Annotated in this window: 19 protein-coding genes, 1 tRNA gene and 2 pseudogenes; 11 read left to right on the top strand and 11 right to left on the bottom strand. The window is 62.9% G+C overall.

All coding sequences use genetic code 11. The annotated features are described in order from the left end of the window. Positions 1 to 3 precede the first annotated feature (3 nt). On the bottom strand, positions 4 to 1,581 hold the full coding sequence (locus QX070_RS16540; RefSeq protein ID WP_315738075.1) for a DUF4173 domain-containing protein: 1,578 nt from the start codon (positions 1,579 to 1,581) through the stop codon (positions 4 to 6). Between the two features lie 108 nt (positions 1,582 to 1,689). Here QX070_RS16540 and QX070_RS16535 point away from each other — a divergent pair, with 108 nt between their 5' ends. After that, positions 1,690 to 3,051 carry a glycoside hydrolase family 3 N-terminal domain-containing protein gene (locus QX070_RS16535; protein WP_315738074.1) on the top strand — a complete coding sequence of 454 codons (1,362 nt, stop codon included), beginning with the start codon at positions 1,690 to 1,692 and terminating at the stop codon, positions 3,049 to 3,051. Between the two features lie 20 nt (positions 3,052 to 3,071). On the opposite strand, the gene QX070_RS16530 is transcribed toward QX070_RS16535, so the two are convergent. After that, complete coding sequence (locus QX070_RS16530; protein WP_315738073.1) at positions 3,072 to 3,359, bottom strand: hypothetical protein; 288 nt, start codon at positions 3,357 to 3,359, stop codon at positions 3,072 to 3,074. 289 nt (positions 3,360 to 3,648) lie between these two features. On the opposite strand from QX070_RS16530, the gene QX070_RS16525 reads away from it, so the two are divergent. Then, a complete protein-coding gene (locus tag QX070_RS16525) occupies positions 3,649 to 3,843 on the top strand; it encodes a hypothetical protein (RefSeq protein WP_315738072.1) in 195 nt (64 codons plus the stop codon). Positions 3,844 to 3,946: 103 nt separating this feature from the next. Here the strand turns inward: QX070_RS16525 and QX070_RS16520 are convergent, their stop codons facing one another. Continuing rightward, positions 3,947 to 4,531 (bottom strand): hypothetical protein, encoded by a 585-nt coding sequence (locus tag QX070_RS16520; protein ID WP_315738071.1) that lies wholly within the window; start codon positions 4,529 to 4,531, stop codon positions 3,947 to 3,949. On the opposite strand from QX070_RS16520, the gene QX070_RS16515 reads away from it, so the two are divergent. Together QX070_RS16515 and QX070_RS16510 are read left to right on the top strand one after the other, a co-directional pair. Further along, on the top strand, positions 4,524 to 5,084 hold the full coding sequence (locus QX070_RS16515; RefSeq protein ID WP_315738070.1) for a type 1 glutamine amidotransferase domain-containing protein: 561 nt from the start codon (positions 4,524 to 4,526) through the stop codon (positions 5,082 to 5,084). The genes QX070_RS16520 and QX070_RS16515 overlap by 8 nt on opposite strands. 303 nt (positions 5,085 to 5,387) lie before the next feature. Then, on the top strand, positions 5,388 to 7,673 hold the full coding sequence (locus tag QX070_RS16510; protein WP_315738069.1) for an FdhF/YdeP family oxidoreductase: 2,286 nt from the start codon (positions 5,388 to 5,390) through the stop codon (positions 7,671 to 7,673). A gap of 14 nt (positions 7,674 to 7,687) precedes the next feature. Here the strand turns inward: QX070_RS16510 and QX070_RS16505 are convergent, their stop codons facing one another. Both QX070_RS16505 and QX070_RS16500 read right to left on the bottom strand, forming a co-directional pair. Beyond that, positions 7,688 to 9,181, bottom strand: a complete 1,494-nt coding sequence (locus tag QX070_RS16505; protein WP_315738068.1) for an HWE histidine kinase domain-containing protein — start codon at positions 9,179 to 9,181, stop codon at positions 7,688 to 7,690. 13 nt (positions 9,182 to 9,194) lie between these two features. Further along, positions 9,195 to 15,374, bottom strand: a complete 6,180-nt coding sequence (locus QX070_RS16500; RefSeq protein ID WP_315738315.1) for a HAMP domain-containing protein — start codon at positions 15,372 to 15,374, stop codon at positions 9,195 to 9,197. Between the two features lie 650 nt (positions 15,375 to 16,024). On the opposite strand from QX070_RS16500, the gene QX070_RS16495 reads away from it, so the two are divergent. Next, complete coding sequence (locus QX070_RS16495) at positions 16,025 to 16,216, top strand: hypothetical protein (RefSeq protein ID WP_315738067.1); 192 nt, start codon at positions 16,025 to 16,027, stop codon at positions 16,214 to 16,216. A 24-nt stretch (positions 16,217 to 16,240) separates the two neighbouring features. After that, positions 16,241 to 16,372, top strand: a complete 132-nt coding sequence (locus QX070_RS16490; RefSeq protein ID WP_315738066.1) for a hypothetical protein — start codon at positions 16,241 to 16,243, stop codon at positions 16,370 to 16,372. Between the two features lie 10 nt (positions 16,373 to 16,382). On the opposite strand, the pseudogene QX070_RS16485 reads toward QX070_RS16490, so the two are convergent. After that, a pseudogene (locus QX070_RS16485) lies at positions 16,383 to 16,809 on the bottom strand (SDR family oxidoreductase); the annotation flags it as partial. A 210-nt stretch (positions 16,810 to 17,019) separates the two neighbouring features. Here QX070_RS16485 and QX070_RS16480 point away from each other — a divergent pair. Together QX070_RS16480 and QX070_RS16475 are read left to right on the top strand one after the other, a co-directional pair. Next, positions 17,020 to 17,184 (top strand): hypothetical protein, encoded by a 165-nt coding sequence (locus tag QX070_RS16480; protein ID WP_315738065.1) that lies wholly within the window; start codon positions 17,020 to 17,022, stop codon positions 17,182 to 17,184. Positions 17,185 to 17,255: 71 nt separating this feature from the next. Then, positions 17,256 to 17,624, top strand: coding sequence for a PRC-barrel domain-containing protein (locus QX070_RS16475; RefSeq protein WP_315738064.1), 369 nt, complete (start codon positions 17,256 to 17,258; stop codon positions 17,622 to 17,624). An 85-nt stretch (positions 17,625 to 17,709) separates the two neighbouring features. Here QX070_RS16475 and QX070_RS16470 read toward each other — a convergent pair whose 3' ends face one another. Both QX070_RS16470 and QX070_RS16465 read right to left on the bottom strand, forming a co-directional pair. Next, a complete protein-coding gene (locus QX070_RS16470) occupies positions 17,710 to 17,985 on the bottom strand; it encodes a hypothetical protein (protein ID WP_315738063.1) in 276 nt (91 codons plus the stop codon). A gap of 265 nt (positions 17,986 to 18,250) precedes the next feature. Beyond that, positions 18,251 to 18,406, bottom strand: coding sequence for a hypothetical protein (locus QX070_RS16465; RefSeq protein WP_315738062.1), 156 nt, complete (start codon positions 18,404 to 18,406; stop codon positions 18,251 to 18,253). 1,129 nt (positions 18,407 to 19,535) lie between these two features. Here QX070_RS16465 and QX070_RS16460 point away from each other — a divergent pair. From QX070_RS16460 to QX070_RS16450, 3 genes are all read left to right on the top strand, one after another. Next, on the top strand, positions 19,536 to 21,572 hold the full coding sequence (locus QX070_RS16460; protein WP_315738061.1) for an acyltransferase family protein: 2,037 nt from the start codon (positions 19,536 to 19,538) through the stop codon (positions 21,570 to 21,572). 149 nt (positions 21,573 to 21,721) lie between these two features. Beyond that, on the top strand, positions 21,722 to 22,195 hold the full coding sequence (locus QX070_RS16455; protein ID WP_315738060.1) for a hypothetical protein: 474 nt from the start codon (positions 21,722 to 21,724) through the stop codon (positions 22,193 to 22,195). Positions 22,196 to 22,317: 122 nt separating this feature from the next. Next, on the top strand, positions 22,318 to 22,530 hold the full coding sequence (locus QX070_RS16450) for a hypothetical protein (RefSeq protein WP_315738059.1): 213 nt from the start codon (positions 22,318 to 22,320) through the stop codon (positions 22,528 to 22,530). A gap of 82 nt (positions 22,531 to 22,612) precedes the next feature. Here QX070_RS16450 and QX070_RS16445 read toward each other — a convergent pair whose 3' ends face one another. The 3 genes and pseudogenes from QX070_RS16445 to QX070_RS16435 all read right to left on the bottom strand — a co-directional run bounded on the left by QX070_RS16445 (position 22,613) and on the right by QX070_RS16435 (position 24,192). Continuing rightward, positions 22,613 to 22,759 (bottom strand): hypothetical protein, encoded by a 147-nt coding sequence (locus QX070_RS16445; RefSeq protein WP_315738058.1) that lies wholly within the window; start codon positions 22,757 to 22,759, stop codon positions 22,613 to 22,615. 499 nt (positions 22,760 to 23,258) lie between these two features. After that, positions 23,259 to 23,984: pseudogene (locus QX070_RS16440) on the bottom strand (FkbM family methyltransferase); the annotation flags it as partial. Between the two features lie 131 nt (positions 23,985 to 24,115). Further along, positions 24,116 to 24,192: transfer RNA gene (locus QX070_RS16435), tRNA-Arg, on the bottom strand. Between the last annotated feature and the right edge of the window lie 289 nt (positions 24,193 to 24,481).

Here is a 24,481-nt window from a genome sequence, read left to right as displayed (position 1 = left end):
GCATCAACTGGGATTCTGCGTTAGAGGATGTCTATCGAGATAGCGCTGCAAGCGCCAGCCGCGAAAACTCCAGGATCGCCACGACGCCATTTCGGCCACCTGCTGGTCCAGCAGCCGGTCGTGGATCCGGGGCAGACCGGCGTCCTGCGGCAACAGCAACATGGCCCGCCGCACGGCCGGCAGGGCTTGGGTACCGAGGCTGGAAAGATAGTCCCTATCGATGGCAGAGCCGCTGCGTCCTGCCTCACGGCTGTTGGTCACGTTGTAGTCGGCGATCAGCCCGTTGAAATTGACCAGCGCGCAGCCGTAAAGCGTCGCCGCGAGCGCAAGCAGGTTCATGCGCACGAGCCATGCATTGGGCTTCTCCAGAATGATCCGCGCCATGATCAGGATCAGTCCCACGGCGACCAGCGCCATCCATATCAGAGCCGCGATGCGCCACTGCGTCAGGAGATAGCTCTCGATATAGATGTGGACCCGCTGAATCGAGGATGCGACCAGCATCACGTTCTGTGCGACCCAGAGATAGACGAGCGGGCGGATGAGCCGCGACCCCTCCTGTCCCGAGCGGACGGCGGCGATGACAAAGGCGGCCGCCAGAAGTGCCGTAGCGATCAGCGGGTAGGCGCCTCGGTGGGCGTAGGTCGCGTAAGTCATTCCGTTGGGAAGCGCCGCATGTCCCCACAGATAGACGCCATCCAGGGCGGTCTGGATCGCAAACAGCAGGTTGAACAGAATCAAGGAGCGGACGACGGTCTGCTGGTTGAGGAGGGGGCTGACGACCGACGGCGCCTGGTCGTCGCCATCGAGATCGATCGGAGGACGTTGCGTCTTGCCTCGTTGGCGCCTGCGCAAGTTGATGAATGGCCAGATCAGGGACACCATCAGGAGCCAGAAGATGGGACGGCCCACGCTCAGGCTCGACGCAATGTGCTGAGGATGCAGTTCGTCGAGCCATTGCTCGATGACGGGATTGGCTGCCGCGAACAGGAGAATGAAGACGAGGCTGAGGGCGAGGGGGATGCTCCAGGTCAGCACGATGCGTGTAAAATCGTTGGCACGAAGCGTGGCCAAAGTATCGGGGATCAGTTGGAACGGTCCGATCAGAAGAAGTTGCCGTGCTGCGCTCAGCGGCACGAGAAGTCCTTCGGCGGCCGGATCGGTCGACAGGGCGACGGCCGATATCGTCCCGAGGACGACGATCAATACCGACAACGTCGTCAGGTCCTCGATCGCGGGCAACAGGCCTGCAACGAGGACGATATTCGCAAGAATCGCGCGCGGGCGGTGGATCCGGTCGTGATTGGCGAGGAGGCTGGCTGCGAAGAGCGCTGCCGCAAAGATCGGGAAGGAGAGGCCTAGCGTCTGGTCGTAAAGCAGGATGTCGGCGAGCCCGAGCAGGCCGATCGCGATGATGAACTTGTGCCACATGGACTCAGATGCCTCTGGGGAAGCCGTCAGCTCGGCGGAGCCTTTCATTGAAGTAGTCCTTGGTTGAATCACGACTCGGTCGGCAGCGCCCGCCGATGAAGCGAGCATGACCCCCGCGTGTGCAGCGGTGCCGGAGATGGTCTGCAGCATTTCAGGGTTTGTTTGCAGATTTCGTGCAGACGCGATTCCACATCTGGCGCAGGGGAAGCGTGATTGTTACGCAATGGTCGTCTTTCCCTGGGATGATCGGCTGCACACATGCTCGGACGTATCAGGACCGCGGTTCTCTGGCTTCTTGCTCTGCTCTTCATTTTCGTCACGCTGAACAGCAACGAGCCCTATCTGGTTCGGCTGCGGGGCAGCGGCCACGCAGCCCTGCTTCTCATAGGACTTGCCGTTCCGCTGCTACTGATGCTCGGCGGTCGGTGGCGGCGGGATGCCGCCGGACGCGCTCTCGTCGTGGCATGGTGTGTTCCGCTGATCATGCTGACGTCGACGCAGTTCATGTTTGCTTGGCGCAAGTACGAGACGTTCCGCACGCCCCCGGACGTGGCGCATCTGCTCGGCCGGCATTTCATCGTCGGCTACACGGCCGTGGACGACGCCGCCGCGCTGGCGCGACAGGGATTGATCGCGGGCGTCTATGTGACACACCACAACGTACGTGGCCGGACCGAGCCTCAATTGCGCGCCGAGATCGCGCGATTGCAGGCCGAGCGCCGGAGCGCCGGGCTGTCGCCCCTGCTGGTTGCGGCGGATCAGGAGGGAGGCACTGTCGCACACCTGTCTCCGACCCTGCCGAACATGCCCGGCCTCGCGACGCTGGCCGATCTGCCGGCCTCTCGCCGCGCGCAGGATGCGTTCGCGATGGGACGTACCCAAGGTGAGGCGCTCGCGGCTGCGGGCATCACCCTCAATCTGGCTCCTGTCGTCGACCTTCGCCCGAGCTGGACGCGCAACCGACTGGACTTCCACACCTTGATCGGCCGGCGCGCGATCTCCAACGATCCCACGGTGGTCGGCGACATCGCGCTTGGTTATGTCCGCGGCCTGGAAGCAAGCGGTGTTCGCGCGGCGGTGAAGCACTTCCCTGGCCTCGGGCGCGTCGCGGCGGACACGCATCACTTCTCGGCACAGCTCGACACGGCAGTCGATGTGTTGGAACAGTCGGATTGGCGGCCGTTCCGACAAGTGCTGCAGGGCTCGCACGCGGCAATGATGGTCGGTCACGTGATGGTCTATGCGATCGATCCAGAACGGCCTGCCTCACATTCCAAGGCCGTGCTCGATGGCCTCATTCGCGGCCGCTGGAACTATCAGGGCGTGATCGTGACGGATGATCTGGTCATGGGGGCGGTCTATGGCAATGATCTGTGCAAAGCCGTTGTGGAAGCGCTCAATGGCGGCGCCGATCTCTTGCTGGTGGCCTATGACGGGACCCAGTTCCATCGCGTGCTTGCTTGCGCCAAGGAAGCTCTGGCGGAAAGACGCATCGATCTCGATGCACTCCGGAGGAGCGATGAGCGGCTGAGGCGCTGGAGGCCTGAGGACAATCCGTCCGAGCCTTCGACCATCTCGACGGTTCGGGTGGAAGGCGTGCGTCGGAATGTCGTCGACTGACTCGCAGCAGGAGCCCACACTCAGCGCGGGCCGTTGCCCGTCCAGTTGCGCCAGGCGACGTTGGAGAGGCTACGCAGGTCGGTCGCCAGCGGGCGTCGCGTCTGCTTATCGTGCTGGGCAATGACCTGCTCGGACTCACGAATCTTGAGCTGGAGCTCAGCCACTTGCCGCTTGGTCAGTTCCAGCGCTTTCCCGTCGGCGCTCTCGCCGACGGTGAACCGGGCCGTCTCGATCTGCTTCAAGACCGCACGATTCTTTTTGAGCTGGGCGCGATGCCAGGCAACCTTGCTGTCACTGTCCGCAACCATGGTGCACTCCCGCGAAATGCCGCGAAGACTAAACAACCAGGTCTTGATTCGCGACGGCTCCAGGCCGGCATCGGCAACATGGGAATACCATTTGTCGATCTGTTGTCCTGATTACTTGGGGCACGAACGCTCCAGTCCCCCGCGAGCGTCTCGATCTCATTAATCAGTTCGGATGCCCCAGCCTGTGGAGTGGCTTGCGTAAGTTCATGATTTGTTCTAGATTGCAGCGATGCTTGCCTATGGGTGCTCCATGCGCGATCTGTGTTGGGTCCGAGACGAGATCGATCGAATGCGTCTACAGGTCGGGCGGCAGCGTCGTGAAATCTTGCAACTGCGGCGAGCCGGAGTGGCGACAGCCGCGGCCGAGGCGCTGTTGCAGCGCATGCTGCAAACTCTCGAGCGGCTGCGGCAGCAGCGCGAGCAGCGCAAGGTGGAGCAGGCGAGCCTGCTGCCTCGCAAGCAGCGGGGCGCCCGGCACGCATGAGATGCTGGCGGCGTTGGGAGCATCGCGGAGCGATGCCAGTCGTCTGGAGCCAGAGCGAAAAACGGACCCTCCGGACGCGAGGGCTCTGACCGGCCGATGTGCGTCAGCGGTTCGATGCTTGCGACAGGTCGTTGTTCGGCGCGCCCGAGCCGACTTCATCCTGATCCGTTGCACCCTGGCTGGGGCGTGCGGAGCCCTGCGACTTCCTGTTGGCTGCCGTCGTTGGCGCTGGTTCGGAGGTACGAGCCTCGGGCAAGACGATGTCCGGCGGCACGGTCATGAGCTCTTCCGCGGTAGCCTCGCACGATTTGATCTCGAAATTGTTGTCCAGGATCTTTTCGCCGTGCGTGCCGAGCGTGATGAGATCAGCCTGTTCCGCAGCCTCCCAGACCTCGCGCTCGGTACGAAACGGACGGGTCAGCTGTTCGTCATTCTCAAACAATGCGTAGGGCACGAGCGCCTCCAGATTGCGATCCATCGAGGCAGCGATGCCGCGCTGCTCAAAGCCGGCCGTCCATTCGAGGCAGGCACGTCCAGACAAACTGCTGCAGGTGCTGGCTGGTTCCACGCAGGAGCTTGCCGATCCGATCGACCAGTTGTGACGATCCGTCCGGCCCGCCCGGCGGAACATGGACGCAAGCGCGAGGTTGCCCGCGGTGTCGAATTTCCAGGAGAATTCAATGGACATCAAGGGAAAGAAGATCGCGATCCTCGCGACCAACGGGTTCGAACAATCCGAGCTCGAAGTGCCGTGCGACCGCTTGAAGCAGGCGGGCGCGACCGTCGAGATCATCTCGCTCGCGCCGGGCGAGATCAAGGGCTGGGATGACAAGGATTGGGGACGGTCCGTCAAGGTCGACAAGACTTTGGACCAGGCTTCTGCTGCGGACTACGACGCCGTCGTGCTGCCGGGCGGTCAGATCAATCCGGATCTGCTGCGTCTGGAGCCGAAGGCACTGCGGTTCATCAAGGAGATCTTCGAAGCCAAGAAGATCGTTGCTGCGGTCTGTCATGCGCCGTGGCTCCTGATCGAGACCGGAATTGCCAAGGGGCGCAAGATGACGTCCTACAAATCGATCAAGACGGACGTCGCCAATGCCGGCGCGCAGTGGCAGGACGCGGAGGTCGTGGTCGATCAGGGCGTGATCACCTCGCGCAATCCCAGCGATCTGGAAGCCTTCAGCGCCAAGATTATCGAAGAGGTCAAGGAAGGCCGCCATCTCAAGCGCAGCGCGGCTTGATGCTGAGATCGGAAGCCGGGAGAAAACCCGGCTACCTCAGTGGGACGGGCCCAGCGCCCGAGGGGTCGAACGCTGGGCCGCAGTCCACACGGAGTGCCTCCAGCGCGATGGGGGAACGCCGCCAGAGGCACGGAAATGACTCGCGGCGGGCTGGGTCGTTCCCAATTCCTATGCGCGGACCTTCGCCCGCGGGATCTCGACGATAGCCTCGCAACGTTCAGTCTCGCAACGTTCAGTGAGACGTCGGAACTTCGCTGCTCATCCCGGGTTTGCCGCTCTTGAACGGGCCCCCGGAGATGTGTCGTGAGTGAGAAAGCAAAAATCGAGGACTACAAGGCTCCGGCCGGCGGTTGGGGATCGGTGCGCGCGGTCGCGAGCATCCTGACGCAGGAGGAGGTCACGCTGCTCGGCAGCGAGATCCTGCTCAAACAGAACAAGCCAGGCGGCTTCATGTGCGTCAGCTGCTCCTGGGCCAAGCCGGCAAAGCCGCACCCGTTCGAATTCTGCGAGAATGGCGCCAAGGCAACCGCGTGGGAAATCACCGGCAAGACGGTCCGACCGGAGTTCTTTGCTCGGCACACGCTAGCTGAGTTGCGGACATGGTCGGATCATCAGCTGGAAGAGCAAGGGCGTCTTGCTCATCCCCTGCGCTACGATGCTGCGGCGGATCGCTATGTCGCCGTGAGCTGGGAGGAGGCCTTTCGTGACGTCGGCGCGGAGTTGAACAATCTCGATCCGCATTCGGTCGTGATGTACACCTCGGGCCGGGCTTCGCTCGAGACCAGCTACATGTATCAGTTGTTCGGCCGCATGTACGGCACCAACAATTTTCCCGACAGCTCCAACATGTGCCACGAATCCACATCAGTGGCTCTGCCGGAGGTGATTGGCGTCCCCGTCGGTACGGTGCTCCTTCAGGATTTCGACAAGGCAGATTGCTTCTTCTTCTTCGGCCAGAACACGACGACCAACTCGCCGCGCATGCTGCATCCGTTGCAGAAGGCGGCACAACGCGGCGTGCCCATCATCACGTTCAATCCGCTGCGGGAGCGTGGGCTGGAGCGCTTCACCAATCCACAAAATCCCATTCAAATGGTGCTGACCGGGGGAACGCGGATCAGCACGCAGTATCATCAGCTGCGCATTGGCGGCGATGGTGCGGCGCTACTCGGATTGTGCAAGGCCGTGATCGAGGCGGATGATGCCGCGGTCGCGACCAAGAGCCCGCGCGTGCTCGATGTCGCCTTCATCGAGCAGCACACGTCCGGCTTCGAAGCTTTCGCAACCTGCTGCCGGCAGGCGTCGTGGAGCGATATCGAACGCTCCTCCGGCCTCACGCGCAGCGCTATTCTGGAGGCCGCCAAGGTCTACGCAGGCTCACGCGCCGTCATAGCCAACTATGGGATGGGAATTACCCAGCATCGCCATGGCGTCGAGACAGCCAAGATGATCGTGAATCTGCTGCTATTGCGCGGCAACATCGGGAAGCCCGGGGCGGGTATCTCGCCTGTCCGCGGCCATTCCAGCGTGCAGGGGCAGCGTACCGTGGGAATCTCGGAGAAGACCAAGCTCGTGCCGCTCGACAAGCTGGCCGAGCTTTATTCCTTCGAGCCGCCGCGCTGGGACGGTCTCAGCACGGTCGATGCCTGCCAGGGCATCATCAAGGGCGACGTGAGGGGCGTCGTCAGCCTCGGCGGCAATTTCCTGCGCGCCGTTCCGGAACGTTCGCTGATGGAGCCGGCATGGTCGAAGCTGCGGCTGTCGGTGCAGATCGCAACCAAGCTCAATCGCAGTCACCTCGTTCCGGGCGAGGTGACCTATCTGTTGCCGTGCCTCGGCCGCATCGAAATCGACCGGCAGGCGGGCGGAGAGCAGGCGGTCTCGATGGAGGACTCCACTACCTGCATTCACGGCTCGCGCGGCCAGCGCCAGCCAGTCGCCGAGACCCTGTTGTCCGAACCAGCCATTGTCGCCGGTCTCGCCAAGGCCACCCTGAAGCCAAATCCGCGAGTCGACTGGGATGCCTGGGTCGGCGACTACGCGCGCGTCAGAGATGCCATCGAGCGAACCTATCCCGACCAGTTCAACGACTTCAACAAGCGCCTGTTTCAGCCCGGCGGCTTTCCGCGGCCCATTGGCGCCCGCGAACGCAAATGGAAGACATCGACCGGCAAGGCGAACTTCACCGTGCCCAAGGCGGCACTCAATCCGCCGGAGGAAGGCAATGGCGTGTACCAGCTGATGACCTTGCGCGCCGACGGCCAGTTCAACACCACCATCTACAACGAGGACGACCGATTTCGCGGCGTCACGGGTGGCCGTCAGATCGTTTTCATGAACGCGAGCGACATGGCTGATCTGGGCATCAAGCAGGGCGAACTGGTTCGGCTTTCGACCGAGGCCGATGACGGCGTGGCGCGCTCGCTGGGCGGGCTTCAGGCGGTGGCGTTCGACATTCCGCGCTACAGCGTCGCGGCCTACTACCCCGAATGCAACGGATTGATTCCGCTATGGCACTACGCGGAGGGGAGCAAGGTGCCCGCCGCCAAGTCGATCCCGGTCCGGATCTCGCGCGACATGGCCGCCTGAGCCGTCCGGAGCGGTCAGCCCGCAGCCCGTTGTCGTGCGTCGCCCGGCGCCACCGTTGCGCAAGGGCTTGTGATCTCCGGCGGGGTCGCGCCGGGGCGGAGCGGGACAACCAGCCGGCACACCAATCCCTCGGGACGCCAGTCGAACGAGGCGCGCCCACCGAGCTGGCTTTCCACACTGGCCATCAGGCTGCGCGTGCCGAAGCCGCGCGAGGTCGGCGCGCGCACCAAGGGACCGCCGGTTTCAATCCAGATCAGATCCAGGCGCTCATTCTCGATGGTCCATTTGACTGAGAGATGCCCGGAGCGGACCGACAGCGCGCCGTATTTGGCCGAGTTTGTCACCAGCTCGTGCAGCGCCAGCGCCAGCGTCTGCGCGGTCGCCGGCTCGAGTTGCAGCTCGGCGCCGTCGAAGGCGACCTGGCCGCCGGTTGCATAGGGCGCGAGTTCTTCGGCCACCAGCCTGCTTATCTTCGCACCTTCCCAGCTTGATAGCGAGAGGATGGTGTGTACGCGGGCCAGCGCGCTGATGCGCCCCTCTACCGCGTCGACATAGGTCTTCACACTGTCGGCTTTTGTCAGGCGAACGATCGACTGGGCCAAGGTCAGCGCATTCTTGGCGCGATGATCGACCTCGCGGGTCAGCAGGTTCTGGCGTTCCTCGGCGCGTTTGCGCTCGGTGATGTCGATCGTGACCCCGCTGACGCGGATCACGCGACCGGTCCTGTCGGTTGTCGCTGCGGCTGTTCCGACGCACCAGCGTTCTTCGCCATCTGGCCGGTTGATCCGGAACTCAGCCTCATACGATGTCGTGCCTCGGCTGAATTCCCCGACCACCTGGCGGGCACGCTCGGCATCCTCCCGGTGCAGGAGCGCCATGATGTTCACGGTGTTCAGCTCGAAGCTCTGAGGCGAGACGCCGAAGATACGGTACTGGCCCTCGTCCCACATCCAATCGCCATTGACACCGTCCCAGTCCCACGAGCCCATCCTGCCGGCCGCGATCGCCATGCTCCGACGCTGCTCGCTCTCGACGAGCTTTGCTGTCGATCGCTCAAGCTCGGCCGTGCGGGCCCGTACCCGGTCCTCCAGCTCAAGGTTGAGATGTTCCAGCTCGCGTGTCTTGCGATAGAGCTCGGCAAAGACCTTGATCTTGGCGCGCAGCACCTCCGGCACGACGGGAACCGGTACGTAGTCGACGGCGCCCATCTCATAGCCACGAAGGCGATCGAAGTCGCTCACCTGGATGGCGGAGATGAAGATGATCGCAATCTTCTGGAACCTCGGATGCTCACGGATCATTTGCGCCAGTTCGAAGCCGTCGAGCTCGGGCATGCAGACATCGACGAGGATCACCGCGATCTCGTTCTTCAACAGAATTTCGAGCGCCTCGCGCCCGGAGGTGGCGACTACGAGTTTCTCGCCGAGTTCCTTCAGGATGACCTCGTAAGCCAGCAGCTTCGCCGGCTGATCGTCGACCAGGAGGATGTTGACCTTCGCATGTTCCATCATGATGAACCGTTCAGCGGTGCAGCCACATGCGGATCGCAAGGAGCAGCTGCTCGGTGTTGACGGGTTTTGCCAGATAATCGGAGGCGCCAGCTTCGAGACACTTTTCGCGGTCTCCCTTCATGGCTTTCGCGGTTAACGCGATGATGGGGAGCCGGACGAAGGCGGGATTTTGCCTAATGACGCCGATCGTCTGGTAACCATCCATCTGCGGCATCATGATGTCCATCAGGACGATCGAGATCGCGGGATTGCTCTGCACCAGGTCGATCGCTTCGCTTCCGGTGGTCGCCGTCAGCACTTTCATGCCGCGGCGTTCCAGCACGCTGGAAAGAGCAAAGATGTTGCGGGCGTCGTCGTCGACCAGCAGCACCGTCTTGCCGATCAGATCTTCGTCGGAACTGTTCAGCTTCTCCAGCATGCGCTGCTTCTCGAGCGGCAGTTCCGTAATCACACGGTGTAGGAACAACGACGTCTCGTCGAGCAGCCGCTCCGGCGACTCGACGCCCTTGACGACGATGCTGCGCGCCATCGTATGCAGTTCCGCATCCTCCTCGGCCGACAATTCCCGCCCGGTGAAGACGACCACCGGAACGCTCGATAAGAAACCGTCGGAGCGCAATTGATCGAGTACGTCGAACCCGCTCATGTCGGGCAGCCGCAGATCGAGAACCACGCAATCGCACGGCGCGCTGCGCAGCGTCTCGAGCGCCGAAGCTCCCGTATCCGCCGCGATGATCTCGATGTCGTCGTGATCCAACAACTGGCGGATGCTGAGTTGCTCGGCCGCGTTGTCCTCGACGATCAGCAGCCGCTTGCGTCGCGGCTTGGCGTATTCCTTGATCTGCGACAGGGCCGCGCTGACGCCTTCCGTTGTCGTGGGCTTGCTGACAAAGGAGAACGCGCCACGCGCCAAAGCGTGCTGGCGGTCTTCGTCGAGCGTGATGATCTGCACCGGGATGTGCCGCGTCAGCGGATTATGCTTGAGCTGGCTCAGAACGGTCCAGCCGAGCATGTCCGGCAGGAAGACGTCGAGAGAGATCGCGGCCGGTTGATACTGCTTGGCGAGGTCCAGCGCCTCGGCGCCGCGGCCGGCGATCAGCACCTTGAAGCCCTTGTCGCGCGCGAGGTCGATCAGGACGCGCGCGTAGTGCGGATCGTCCTCGACCACGAGCAGGATCGTATCGCCGGGTTCGAGATCGAGACGATCGTCCGGCGGGGGCTCGATCCCGCGTTCCGGCGCGGCCGCTTGCTGTAGGGCTGGGGGTTGAACATAGGGAACGGGCGATGCTGGACTGACGCGCGGCGTCGTTGCGGGACCTGAATATTTGAGCGGCAGATAGAGCGTGAAGGTGCTGCCCTTGCCGGGTGCGCTCTTGAGATGGATCTCGCCGCCCAGGAGGTTGGCGAGCTCGCGGCTGATCGCGAGCCCGAGGCCGGTGCCACCATATTTGCGGCTCGTGCCGGCATCCGCCTGCTGGAACGCCTCGAAGATCAGTTTCTGCTTGTCTTGCGGAATGCCGATGCCGGTGTCCGAGACTTCGAACGCGATCACGGCCGGTGCAGTGTTGAGCACCGGATGTTCTGCGCTCCATCCGCCGAGCGCCGCAGATACCTTCAAGCGCACCCCTCCTTCGGCGGTGAACTTGAAGGCGTTCGAGAGCAGATTCTTCAACACCTGCTGCAGGCGCTTGGAATCCGTGACGATGCTACGCGCAAGGTTCGGGTCCACGTCGATGTTGAAGGCGAGCAGGCGATTTTCCGCCTCGTGGCGGAACGGACGTCCCACGGTTTCCAGGAGGTTGGTGGTGAGGATCTCCTCGGCATCGACCGTCACGGTGCCGGACTCGATCTTGGAGAGATCGAGGATGTCGCTGATCAGATTGAGCAGATCGGTGCCGGCGCCATGGATGGTGCGGGCGAACTCGACCTGCTTGAGGGTGAGATTGCCGTCCGGATTCTCGGTCAGCTGCTGGCCGAGGATCAGGATGCTGTTGAGCGGCGTGCGCAGCTCGTGCGACATGTTGGCGAGGAACTCGGACTTGTACTTGGATGTCAGCGCGAGCTCGGTCGCCTTTTCCTCGAGCGCGCGGCGGGCCTGCTCGATCTCCTGGTTCTTGCGCTCGACCTCGACGTTGCGCTCGGCGAGCTGTTGCGCCTTCTGCTCGAGCTGCTCGTTGGTCTGTTGCAGCTCGCGCTGCTGGGTCTGAAGCTCCGCGGCGAGCTGCTGCGACTGCTTCAACAGCCCTTCGGTCTGCATCGTGGCTTCGATCGAATTGAGCACGATGCCGATGGAGTCGGTGAGCTGCTCGAGGAACGTCATCTGCGACGTCGTGAACAAACTAAGCGACGCCAGCTCGATCACCGCCTTGACCTGGTTCTCGAACAACACCGGCAGCACCACGAGGTTCTTCGGGACGGCGCGGAGCAGGGCGGAGCCCACGGGGATGACGTCGGATGGAATCTCGGAGACGAGCCGCTGTCGCTTGTCGATCGCGCATTGTCCGATCAGCCCCTCGCCGAACTGGACGTGAGTCCGGTGAGGATAGATGCCGTCATCGGCGTATGAGGCAAGCAGGCGCAGCTGTGGCGTGGACTCGGTCTCGACCTGGTAGATCACACCGCGGTGGGCGTTCACCAGCGGCGTCAGCTCGGTCAGCAGCAGGCGGCCGACGGTGGTCAGGTCGCGCTGGCCCTGCAGCATGTTGGTGAACTTGGCCAGGTTGGTCTTGAGCCAGTCCTGCTCCGTGTTGAGGTCGGTGGTGAGCCTCAGATTGGTGATCATCGTATTGATGTTGTCTTTGAGCTCGGACACCTCGCCGCGGGCATCGACCTGGATGGAGCGGGTGAGATCGCCCTTGGTCACGGCCGTCGCGACCTCGGCGATGGCGCGCACCTGGGATGTCAGGTTGGCCGCAAGCAGGTTGACGTTGCCGGTCAGATCCTTCCACGTGCCGGCCGCGCCGGGCACGTTGGCCTGGCCGCCGAGCCGGCCCTCGACGCCGACCTCGCGGGCAACGCTCGTCACCTGGTCGGCGAAGGTCGCCAGCGTCTCCGTCATGTTGTTGATGGTTTCGGCGAGCGCTGCGACCTCGCCCTTCGATTTGACCGTGAGGTTCTGCTTGAGATCGCCATTGGCGACGGCGGTCACGACCTTGACGATGCCGCGGACCTGTTCGGTCAAATTCGCGGCCATGAAGTTCACGGTATCGGTGAGGTCCTTCCAGGTGCCGGCAACGCCCGGCACCTGCGCCTGTCCGCCGAGCTTGCCCTCGGTGCCGACCTCGCGTGCCACGCGCGTCACCTCGCCGGCGAAGGCGTTGAGCTGATCGACCATGGTGTTGATGGTGTTCTTCAGCTCCAGGATCTCGCCCTTCACGTCGACGGTGATCTTGCGCGACAGGTCGCCGCGCGCCACCGCGGTGGTCACCTCGGCGATGTTGCGGACCTGCGTGGTCAGGTTGGCCGCGAGCAGGTTGACGTTGTCGGTCAGGTCCTTCCAGGTGCCGCCGACGCCGGGCACAACGGCCTGGCCGCCCAACCGGCCCTCGGTGCCGACCTCGCGCGCGACGCGCGTCACTTCGGCCGCGAACGAGCGCAACTGCTCCACCATCGTGTTCAGGGTGTCCTTGAGCAGCAGGATCTCGCCGCGCACGTCGACGGTGATCTTTTTCGACAGGTCGCCGCCGGCGATCGCGGTCGCGACCTCGGCGATGTTGCGCACCTGGGCCGTCAGGTTCGAGGCCATGAAGTTGACGCTGTCGGTCAAATCCTTCCAGGTGCCCGCGACTTCCGGCACCTCGGCCTGGCCGCCCAACTTGCCTTCGGTGCCGACCTCGCGCGCCACGCGCGTCACTTCGGAGGCGAAGGCGTTGAGCTGATCGACCATGGTGTTGATGGTGTTCTTCAGCTCGAGGATCTCGCCCTTCACGTCGACGGTGATCTTGCGCGACAGGTCGCCGCGCGCCACCGCCGTGGTCACCTCGGCGATGTTGCGGACCTGAGCCGTCAGATTGCCGGCCATCGAGTTGACGCTGTCGGTGAGATCCTTCCAGGTGCCGGCGACGCCGGGCACGTTGGCTTGGCCGCCGAGCCGGCCCTCGGTGCCGACCTCGCGCGCGACGCGCGTCACCTCGCCCGCGAAGCGGTTGAGCTGATCGACCATCGTGTTCAGCGTCTCTTTGAGGCTTAGGATCTCGCCGCGCACGTCGACGGTGATCTTACGCGACAGGTCGCCTCCGGCGATGGCCGTTGCCACCTCGGCGATGTTGCGCACCTGCGCCGTCAAATTGCCGGCCATCGAGTTGACGCTGTCGGTGAGATCCTTCCAGGTGCCGGCGACGCCGGGCACCTCGGCCTGTCCGCCGAGCTTGCCGTCCGTGCCGACCTCGCGCGCCACGCGCGTCACTTCGCCGGCGAAGGCGTTGAGCTGGTCCACCATCGTGTTCAACGTCTCCTTCAGCTGAAGGATCTCGCCGGAGACGTTGACCGTGATCTTCTTCGACAGGTCGCCCTTGGCGACGGCGGTGGCGACCTCCGCGATGTTGCGGACCTGGCCTGTTAGGTTCGAGGCCATCGAGTTGACGCTGTCGGTCAGGTCCTTCCAGGTGCCGGCGACTCCGCGCACCATGGCCTGCCCGCCGAGCTTGCCCTCGGTGCCGACCTCGCGGGCGACGCGGGTCACCTCGCCCGCGAAGGCGTTGAGCTGGTCGACCATCGTGTTGATGGTGTCCTTCAGCTCCAGAATCTCGCCGCGCACGTCGACGGTGATCTTCTTCGACAGGTCGCCATTGGCGACAGCGGTCGTCACCTCGGCGATGTTGCGGACCTGCGCCGTCAGGTTCGACGCCATCGAGTTGACGCTCTCGGTGAGATCCTTCCAGGTGCCGGCAACGCCGAGCACGTTGGCCTGGCCGCCGAGCCGACCGTCGGTGCCGACCTCGCGCGCCACGCGCGTGACCTCGCCGGCGAACGCATTGAGCTGGTCGACCATCGTGTTCAGCGTCTCCTTCAACTGAAGGATCTCGCCGGAGACGTTGACCGTGATCTTCTTTGATAGATCGCCGCTGGCGATGGCGGTCGCGACGTCGGCGATGTTGCGGACCTGTGCCGTCAGGTTCGACGCCATGAAGTTCACGTTGTCGGTCAAATCCTTCCAGGTGCCGGCAACGCCGGGCACCTGCGCCTGGCCGCCGAGCTTGCCCTCGGTGCCGACCTCGCGCGCCACGCGCGTCACCTCGGAGGCGAAGGCGTTGAGCTGGTCGACCATCGTGTTGATGGTGTCCTTCAGCTCCAGGATCTCGCCGCGCACGTCGACCGTGATCTTGCGTGACAGGTCACCGCGGGCGACCGCAGTGGTGACGTTGGCGATATTGCGGACCTGAGCGGTGAGGTTGCCGCACATCGCGTTGACGGAGTCGGTGAGGTCCTTCCAGGTGCCGGCAACGCCGGGAACGATGGCCTGGCCGCCGAGCTTGCCGTCGGTGCCGACCTCGCGCGCCACGCGCGTCACCTCCGACGCGAACGAGCGCAGCTGGTCGACCATCGTGTTGATGGCTTCCTTCAACTGCAGAATTTCACCACGCACGTCGACCGTGATCTTCTTCGACAGGTCGCCATTGGCAACCGCGATCGTCACCTCCGCGATATTGCGGACCTGGCCGGTCAGGTTGTTGGCCATCGAGTTGACGCTCTCGGTGAGGTCCTTCCAGACGCCCGTGACTTCGGGAACCTGGGCCTGGCCGCCGAGCTTGCCCTCGGTGCCGACCTCGCGCGCCACGCGGGTCACTTCGGACGTGAAGACGCTGAGCTGCTTGATCATCGTGTTGACGATGGTCGCCGACTGCAGGAACTCGCCGCCCAGAGGCCGGCCATCGACGTCCAGTTTCACGGTCTGCAGGAGGTCGCCTTGGGCCACGGCGGCGACCGCGCGAGTCACCTCACGGGTGGGCCATAGAAGATCGTCGATCAACGTGTTGATCGAGCTCTCCATATCCGCCCAGGAGCCGCTTGCGATCCCGAACCGCACGCGCTGGCGCGTCTTTCCCTCCCGTCCCACGACCTGGCCGACGCGCTCGAGCTGCTGCGCCATCCGCTCGTTGGCCGCAATGATCTCGTTGAACGTGTCGGCGATCTTGCCGTCGATGCCGAGATAGTCGCCGCCCATACGCACGGAGAAATCTCCGGAACGCATGGCCTGGAGAGCGCGGAGCAGGTCCTGGCTGGCATCGGCCGCCTCGGCTCCGTTGCCTTGGCGGCCAAACCCTTGGCGCTCGGGCATCGGACCGGCAGCAGAATCGAGATCGCTCATCAAGTTCCCCGTGGCAGACCGTCTACCAGCAAAAATCCGAGACTCGGATAGCCGGCGGCCATAGAAGCCGCCGCAACTACTCAAATCAAGCCAGGATGCCGATTTCCAAGGCTAATGGAACCGGCCTTTACTGGCGCGAGTGCTTCAACTCCAATCCAGGAAAAGGGTTCCCATGTATTCGTCGCTGACGAAGGAGGCGATTTCCATTGGAACGGGGAAAGGGGGCGCGTCTCATTCGAGTAAGAGGAGAACCCGCCTCAAGTTCGCTATTGCTGCCGTCTTGATGCCTCCGAAGGGGACTAGCAATGGAAACCACGGCAGAGACGGGGATGCCGGAAGCAATGGCGCCGGGATGCCGACGGATCCGAAGATCCCGAGACGCCTAAGAATGCAGGCCCTTCACGATGGCAGTGTCGCGTCGCTTCTGAGCAGGGCCCGCGCTGCAACGTGCGCCATGTTCCACCAGCGCAGAGCGAACATTAATATCGTGTAACAGAGTTGCGGCGGTCCGCCGTGGCTCCCAGCTGATTGAGATGAAACGATCGGATCTTTTCAGAGAGAACGCAGACAACTGTCTCCAGCTCGCGGAGCGCGCCGAGGGAGAGCCGGCGTTCCGGCGCTATCGACGCATGGCTCAAGGCTGGAAAGCGCTCGCGCTCCAGCAGGATTGGCTCGATGGCGAAATCGCACCGCTCGGCGAGTCCCGGACCGCGCTACGCGAGTAACCAATCTGGATGGAGGAGCGTCCCATGACCCCCCGCACCGTTCTCGTTGCGCTGCTGACGGCCTTCAGCCTGGCCTCGGCCGTCGCCGCGTTCACGACAATTCGTCAGGTGCATACGGAAGCGTATTCGCTGCCGCAGCCCATCACCCACATCTGAACCAGCGGCAGCCGAACTTCTCCATCTTCTCCATCGTGGCCCCGCCGGAGACCTGAAGCGGCGTCCAGATCGGCCCGGGCGCGACGGTGTTCACGCGTATGGCCTTCGGTCCGAGCTGCTTGGCCAATGACTTCACATAGTTCATGGTCGCCGCCTTTGTTCGCGCATAGTCGTAGAGATCCGCAGAGCCATCATAGGCCTGCTCGGACGAGGTGCCGATGATGACCGATCCCGGCTTCAGATGGGGCAGGGCGGCCTTGATGATCCAGAACGGGGCATAGATATTGGTTTTCATCGTCGCGTCGAAATCTTCGGACGAGACATCCAGGGTCGACTGACGCGTCTGCTGCCGCGCGGGTGTTATTGACGACAATGTCGAGTCCGCCGCGTGCTTCGACGGCCCGTTGCACCAGCCGCCGGCAGAACGTCTCCTCTCGAGGGACGTGGTCAACAGCCTGAGATCGCCAACGTTTCATTTGGATCGCTCAAGCACCGTGTTGCGCCAGATGCGCGGTCGGCTCTGCGGCCTGTTGGCTCAAGGAGGGAACGAACAGGCGCGGCCCGCGTCGTTTCGATCGAATCGCAGCGGCGTCAGCGCTATCCAATCCGGCGCCCTTCGTGGATCACCAACCAAGGAGAGCCATCCGATGGCGCAGCAAGGCCAAGGCATCGTCAGGACAGGACGCGGTGAGGATCAGCCCGCCGACAAGGAGCGTGCGCAGCAGGTTCATAAGACCACATCTCCGGATGCTCCGTCCCGCGAGGCGACACGTCATCCCGAGCAGGACGGTAACCCGTCGGAGGCCGACTGAGAGCGCTCAGGCTCTTGGGAACGGCCGGTGACGGCCGAACGTTATCGATCCACTCGCACCGGGAGGACCACATGACGTCGATGCTCGATGAACGCGAATATGGCAACCTGATTGGAAGCGACAAGGTCGAAGGCACGGCCGTTTATGGCGCCGACGACACCAAGATCGGCACCATCGAACGCGTGATGATCGACAAGCTGAGCGGGCGGGTCTCGTATGCCGTCCTGGGCTTCGGCGGTTTCCTCGGGCTTGGGAATGATCACTACCCGTTGCCCTGGCAATCCCTGAAGTACGACACGCGACTCGGCGGCTACGTTACCGGCGTGACCGAGAACCAACTGCGAGGCGCGCCGAAATATTCCGACGAGCGTGAGTGGGACTGGGGGGATGCCGGGGCGGGGCGCAAGGTCGACGACTATTACGGCGTCCAACTCGCGTAGGACCGCCGATCCCGTTCATTGCCCTGGCGAGGCTTGCTGACGAACGTGGCGCGTAGCGGCCATCGTCAGCGATCTCCGATGAATCTCAGGCGGCCGGCGGCTGAGCGCCGCTTTCGGCCGCCGATCCAGCCATCATGCTGCGGCGGCTCGACAGCCAGATCGGGATCTCGCGGTAGCAGGTGCCTTTTTCATTCATCTCCGCGACCGTCCACCGGCTCGGATGCCGTTCCTTGCCGACGAAGACCCAGTCGTCGGCGGCGGGCGGCGGCTCATTCGGCCTCGTCCTCAGCCATGCCGAACGAGCTCCTTTCGGCAAGCGATCCTGCTTCATCTGATAGAGATCATATACTGGTGAACGCATGACGCTACTCGTCCTCAAGCAACCGCAATCCTCAACACCCTCAGCGTGTCGCGTCGTCGCGGCGGAATTGTGGGAGCGGCGCGGCCAAGCTGTGCAAAAGCACGATCAAGCCTGCAATGGACGGCATCTGCCATATTCTTCGCGTGGCGCGTATCACTTCGAAAAGGCGACGCGCGGGGCCGTTCAACAACCCCGCGAGCCCGGACCGACGCCGATTGCGTCCGGCAATGAAGAGCCGCCAGCCTCGACCGGCAGACTGATCAAATCAGAAGAAGGCGTAGCTGAGATCGAGACCGTAGGTGGCGTGGAGAATGAAGCCAAACGCAGTGGCGCCGCAGAGCATCAGGATCGTGCGCAGCTTCTCGGAGTCGATACGAGTCTCTTCGAGATGGGTCGGGAGAGCCTTGATGAGTGTTGTCATTGTGGGACCTCTGTACGCGAAACGAAGACGGAGAGTGAGTTTTGAAAAGTATATCCGAGGTTGTTAGATCCCGTTTCTGGGGAGGTGGTTTTGTAGGGCCCCAGAAGAGTTCTAATTGTGAAAGAGGAACCCAGCATCGTGCAGTTTTTGGGGCAAAGTTGCGGAAAGTAAATGATCAGTAAATTAAATCTGAGGTTGATATTAGTTGCGTGCAGTATTGTTGCACGTTTTGGCTGTTGAAAGAAGTTGCCAGGTTGCGGAGACGCGGCGTCGCACGTTTTTAAGCCAAATTCCTTCAGGGAAGCGGTTTAGGCGCGCTCAGCCTGCGCGGGCCGGTGCCGATAAGCACTGTCCGAGGTACGACGCCAATGCGGTTGCAAAAGCAACTCGAAGTATAGAGGCAGCCCACCTCGACCTCGGCCGATTTGTGGCGAGGTGTTAACGGCTATGGCGATGTCGCCACTCGCTCGCCAGCTTCTTTGGCATGACTGGTATCATGTGAGTGGTGACGACGGAAGGCGGTCGCTGAAATCTCGCGGGTGGGTGTGCTCATCAAACAACAGCCGCACAATCATCGAGCGTGGATCCCGCGTGCGTCTCGCGTCGAGCCTAGTTGAGGCGTCAGCGTGGCAGGCGTTTCGTGGATGATGATCGCGGGAGTACGCGCGGCACGTCTGCCCGCGTGACGACAGCGCGTTGCTAGGCCGGGGCAATCAAGGCGGAGGGCTGGTCAGTCACGGACACACAAGCGGTCCTTGTGTCGAAAGCTGCGTCGGGCGGGGGCGCGCTGGCGCAGTGAATGATCCGGCTTGCCGGCATGTTGGCCTTGACGGTGCTGCCATTCTCTCTGGCGCGTCGGGCTTCCAATCACCGCCTCGAAGTCAGCACCGGGATCGGGACCGAGTGCGAGTTCTCTTGATGCTCGCGGGATGCACCCCCGCAGGCGAATGGCCTCCCGCTGGGCCTGCGATCCGTCGGCGTCCCCACGCGGCGGGACCGTGGGATAGTGCGGCAATTCGGATACACCAACCAAGAACGGTATTTCCGTGTGTTTCGGAACGTTGCAATCCATTTGCGGACATGTCAGCAGGTAACTCGTTAGGGCGAACGGCCCGCCCAGGCTACCAGCATGACGCGCACAAAGGATTTGGAGTACCGGCCGGACATCGATTGGCTGCGCGCCGTAGCCGTGATTTCGGTCATTGGATTTCATTTCGAGTTGCCAGGCTTTGGCGGCGGGTTTGTCGGCGTCGATATCTTCTTCGTCATCTCCGGTTATGTGATCTCCCGGCTCATCTGGACCGGCATTCAATCCAATTCGTTTTCGTTCATCGCCTTCTACGAACGAAGGGCGCGGCGCCTGCTTCCGGCGCTCTACCTGATGATTGTCGTCACCGGGATAGTCGCGTGGTTCTTTGCGCCTCCTGGCGACTACCGAATGTTTTTCGGAAGCGCGGTCTCTACGCTTCTGTTTTCGTCGAACATCTTCTTCTGGTCGCAGACCGGCTATTTCGATCTTCCAACGATCGGGAAGGTTCTCATCCACACTTGGTCATTGTCGGTGGAGGAGCAGTTCTACTTCCTGTTTCCGGTCGTGACTTGGCTCTGGAGCAGGCTGTTTCCCGACCCAACGTCGAAGCTGTCGCTCGGACTGGTCGTCACCGGAACGGTCGCGCTGTGCGTGCTCGATGAGCTTTGGATCAAGCAATCGCCCTCTGCCGCCTTCTACATCGCCCCGCTGCGGGCCTGGGAGTTTTTGATCGGAAGCATCGCGTTCTTTCTGCATCGATGGTCACCGGTCAGAAGCGAGGCGCGTCTCATCCTTGCGACAGCCGGCATGGGCTCCATGCTGATTCCCGTGGTCATCTTCCGCGCGGAGACACGATTCCCCGGGTTGCATGCGCTAATTCCCTGTCTCGGTACTGCGTTCTATATTGTCGCCTTCAATCAGAAGCAGGGCAGGCCCCGGCTGCCGTTCCGCGAGACCGGAGCCTTTCTCGGCCGTCTGTCCTATTCGCTCTATCTTTGGCATTGGCCGGTGTTCGTCCTCGGCAGGGCCGCGCTGCCGCTCGATGTCGCGCCCTCGGCGTTTGCCACCGCCGGGCTCCTGCTGTGCTCGCTGCTGCTGGCCTATCTCTCTTACGTCATCGTCGAGCGGCCGGCACGCGCGCGAACGGAGTGGGTTGGCGTGCGTGGCTCCCCGGTGATCGCGGGCATTGCCGTCGTCCTGATCGCGGTCGGAGTTCACGGCATCGCTCATGACGGCTACGCCGATCGCTTCCCGCAATCCCAGGCACGAATGCTCCGGTACGATTCCCGGACGATGGAGCCGTTCTATCGTGCGCACAGCTGCTTCTTGCAGCCCGATGAGCCGCCATCGGCCTACGACTTTGATGCGTGCCTGAAGCCGGCCGCAAACAAGCGCAACATTCTGCTCGCCGGCGACAGTCTCGCCGCACATTATGCCTGGGGATTGCGCAGCTACCTATCCTCCGATGCCTATCATCTTCTGCAGCGTACGTCAGCGGCCTGTCCCCCGTTCGTCGAGCTCAAGCTGAGCACCTCGCGAAACTGCAACGACGTCAATCAGCTGCTACGCGATCAGATCAGGGCCCACGGCTTTGACGGCGTCGTTCTTTCCGGCAATTGGCGCGCCTATCTCGAAACCTACGGCCAGCCTCCTGCACGGCGCGTCGATCGGTATTTGAACGCGCTGCTGGCGGCAGCTCAGGAAGCCGGCGTTCCAGTTCTGCTCCTCGGTCCTTCGATCGAGTTCCCCGCTCCCTTGGCTTCGACGTTGTTCAACCATGAGCAGACGCACGTCCCAATCGGCAATTCGCTCTTGCCGAGAGAGGGGGCGTTCAAGGCGGACGACCGTTTGAAGGAGATCGCCAGCGCGTATCCGCTCGTTCAATACGTTTCCATTCTCGACACGATTTGCAGCAAGAGGCGTTGCCCGCTGACGATCGACGCGGAAACGCCGATTGTTTGGGACACCATCCATTTCACCCCGGAAGGGTCGAGGTTTTTCCTTTCGCAACTCGCGCCGCAACTGGATGCGTTCTTGCGGAGACTTGAGCAGCCCGCCGAGACCGGAACGCACGAACTCATGGCGGGTGACGGCCCGACGGCAACCCGGAACGTCGCTCCATCCCAGGTTCAATGATGAGGAGCGATCGAGCACGGGACCTGCGGGAGCCATGAACCTTCGACTGGGGTCGCGCGTTCGCCTGCCGCTGATGGCGGACGCTGCCTTCGCTGAGCCGCGAAGGTGGTTCAACGTCATGTTTTCTCAAGCCGTTGGGGACGACAGACATGAATCCGATCATCAAGGCCATGGCTGTGCTTGCATGCGCCGCGTGCTGGAGCAACGCCGCGCCGGCCGAATCGGTGCGCTGGAACACCTATAGGATCCCGGAGACCGGCACGTCGGTCGACATTCCCGTCTCGATCTTCAGCGACACGGCGGGCCAACCCGAGGGCTACGGCCAGCGCTTCCAGACCGCGGACGGTCGCGCCAATCTGACCGTGCAGTCGATGCCCGATGACACCCGGGAGTCGCCGGCGCGATTCCTCGCCCAGAAGAACCCGCCGCCGAACATCCAGTACAAGCGCGTCACCTCGCGCTTCTTCGCGGTGTCGAGCTACAAGGGCGACTACGTCTGGTATAATCGCTGCAACTTCGTTGGGGGCTATGTCCACTGCGTGCTGATCAACTACCCCCGGGCCTGGGAGCGCGATTGGGACGGCATCGTCACCCGCATCAGCCTGTCGCTGAATCGGAGCTGAGCGGGACGCCCATAGCGAAGCCTGGGACCGGCGGCTTTGATCCGCCTCAATGATACCGTCGGGCTGCGTCGCATAAGCTTCGGCTTCATTTCAGCCGCCGCTTACAGACGAGCCCGCCCCTCATGGCCGCCGCGTCCTTCACCGTCCGGGCCGAAAGCGCCAGCGCGATCGCCACCATCAGGTGCCGCAGCGCGCAGGATGCGCTGCTCACGGCAAACGCCTATCTGCGTCTCGGCGCTGCCTGCGTCAGCATAGAGACGCCGGGTGGACAGAGGATGAGCCCAGACCGGCTCGATGCGCTGCTCAACGATTCCGGCGGGCGCATCGGCTTGTGAAGCCGGGCGTCATGCAGATCGGCAATCATCGCTGGCGTGATCGCGACGGCCTGCCCGGTGCCTCCCGGGAGCACATCCAGGTTCAGGGTGACGACGCTTCGATGCGGTCGTCGGGCAGCGCCGTCGGCCACGAGACATCCGCGATATAGGGGCCGTAGAGGACGTCCTGACGCCGCCGGTAAATGATCGTGAGGGCGACAGCGGCGATGAAACAGATTGCGGCAAACATGGCTAGTTCAAACATGGTCCAACTCCATCGCCCAAGACGTGGCGGATGAAGGGCGTCGGCGTCAAATGGAAGCCGCCATTAAGCTGAAGAGCAAAGCTTGATGCGCGTGGGTTTTCCGGACGAGCAGTCTGCAGGCAGACAGCCAAAGTGGGCCGGCGGCGCCCGCGCGGCTCAATCTCGGATCGAAATTCCGGCCACTCGGCCGCGACCTACTCCGCGACGGTCGACTGATCGGTATTGAGCTCTGGAAACATCGCCCGGCAGCTCAGGCAATAGGATTCGAAAATGAAGCTCAGCAACGCGGACATCGGTAACCCCTACGGTCGATTTGATGTTCGGCAACATGCCGGGGGTCTGTTTCACGACGACTTCGTAGGCGCGGCGAAATGGTTTCGATCGGCTCCCGGAATGTTTCGTCCTGCGCGGGGGAGGGGCGATTGATCAGCGACTGTGACGTCATCATCGACCAGCCCGGCTCATCCGCAGTTCCGGACGTGGGCGCGTGCAAGCTCCTGAAGATGAAGTTGTTGCAGTAGTCCTTCCGCTTCCAGAACCATTCGCCATCGGCGCGCTGGTGGATCTCCGGGTCGAAGGCGGACAACGGAAGCAATCTCCCGCGGCTCAGGAATTGGCCTCGATAGCCAAGACCCCGCAGGAGCAAGAACGTCTCCTTCACCCTGTCGAGCGTCGCCAGGCGGTGGTCGCACTCGACCACGATCAACGGCCGGCATCGGCGCAAGGTGCGCTCGGCGCCGCGCAGCACGTCGAGTTCGGCACCCTCGACGTCGATCTTGATCGCAGACACATTTCCCGTATCGGGGAGATAGTCGTCCAACGACGTCGTCTGCACCTGGATCGTCTTCGAGGTCTCGGCGGGGCGGAGCAGCGAGGCCCCGGGCTGGTGCCCCTCGGGCACGAACAGGGTCTTCTTGCTGGAGCACGAATAGACGGCGCGTGGTTCGACCACGACGTTGTCGAGCGAGAACCGCTTGCAGAGCCGCGCCAATCTTTCGGCCAGGTCCGGCTGGGGCTCGAAGGCGACGACCCGCCCCGGCGCCGACCACCGCGCCAGCCAGTAGAGAAAACTGCCCTTGTTGGCGCCGATGTCGCAGACGACGTCGCCGCGCCGGATGTGACGCCGCAGCTCGGAAAGCTCCGTCTTGTGGTCGCGGAATCTGGACCGCAAAATTCTCACCAGAAACCGGGATGCCTCATGTTTCGCCAACCGAGCCCCCCAATGCCATGGCCACGCATCCGCCAAACGAAGGCAAGCTTGGGTGCGCACGCCCTGTCGTTCACGGCAATGTTTCGAAATGGACGAGCGGCGGGGCGCCACGATGGCGCTGGCGTGGCGATTGGCGATCCCAGCAGGACTCGAACCTGCAACCCGCGGAGTAGAAATCCGCTACTCTATCCAGTTGAGCTATGGGACCGTCGTCGCGACGTGAACGGCACGGGCGGACGTCACGGGATGAACGCCCCGAGGCGAAGCCCCGCAGGTACGGCCATCCCATAGCATGGGTCATATGAAAAATCTTCCGTTTCGCCAAGACCGTCCGAACCGGATACGGGCCGGCGGCGACCAAGCGGAGGCGGAGGAGGGTCATCAAGGGCCCGTTCGCGCGTCAGCGGCGCTGGTCAAACGGCTGCCGCGGCCTTTGCCGGTATGCCATGTCCTGTGAACATGTCCTTTGAATTGCCGTTGATGAACAGATTTTCCCG

Source organism: Bradyrhizobium sp. SZCCHNR1093, from assembly GCF_032381175.1.
Taxonomy (GTDB): Bacteria; Pseudomonadota; Alphaproteobacteria; order Rhizobiales; family Xanthobacteraceae; genus Bradyrhizobium.
This window is presented reverse-complemented; position numbering and strand designations above follow the sequence as displayed.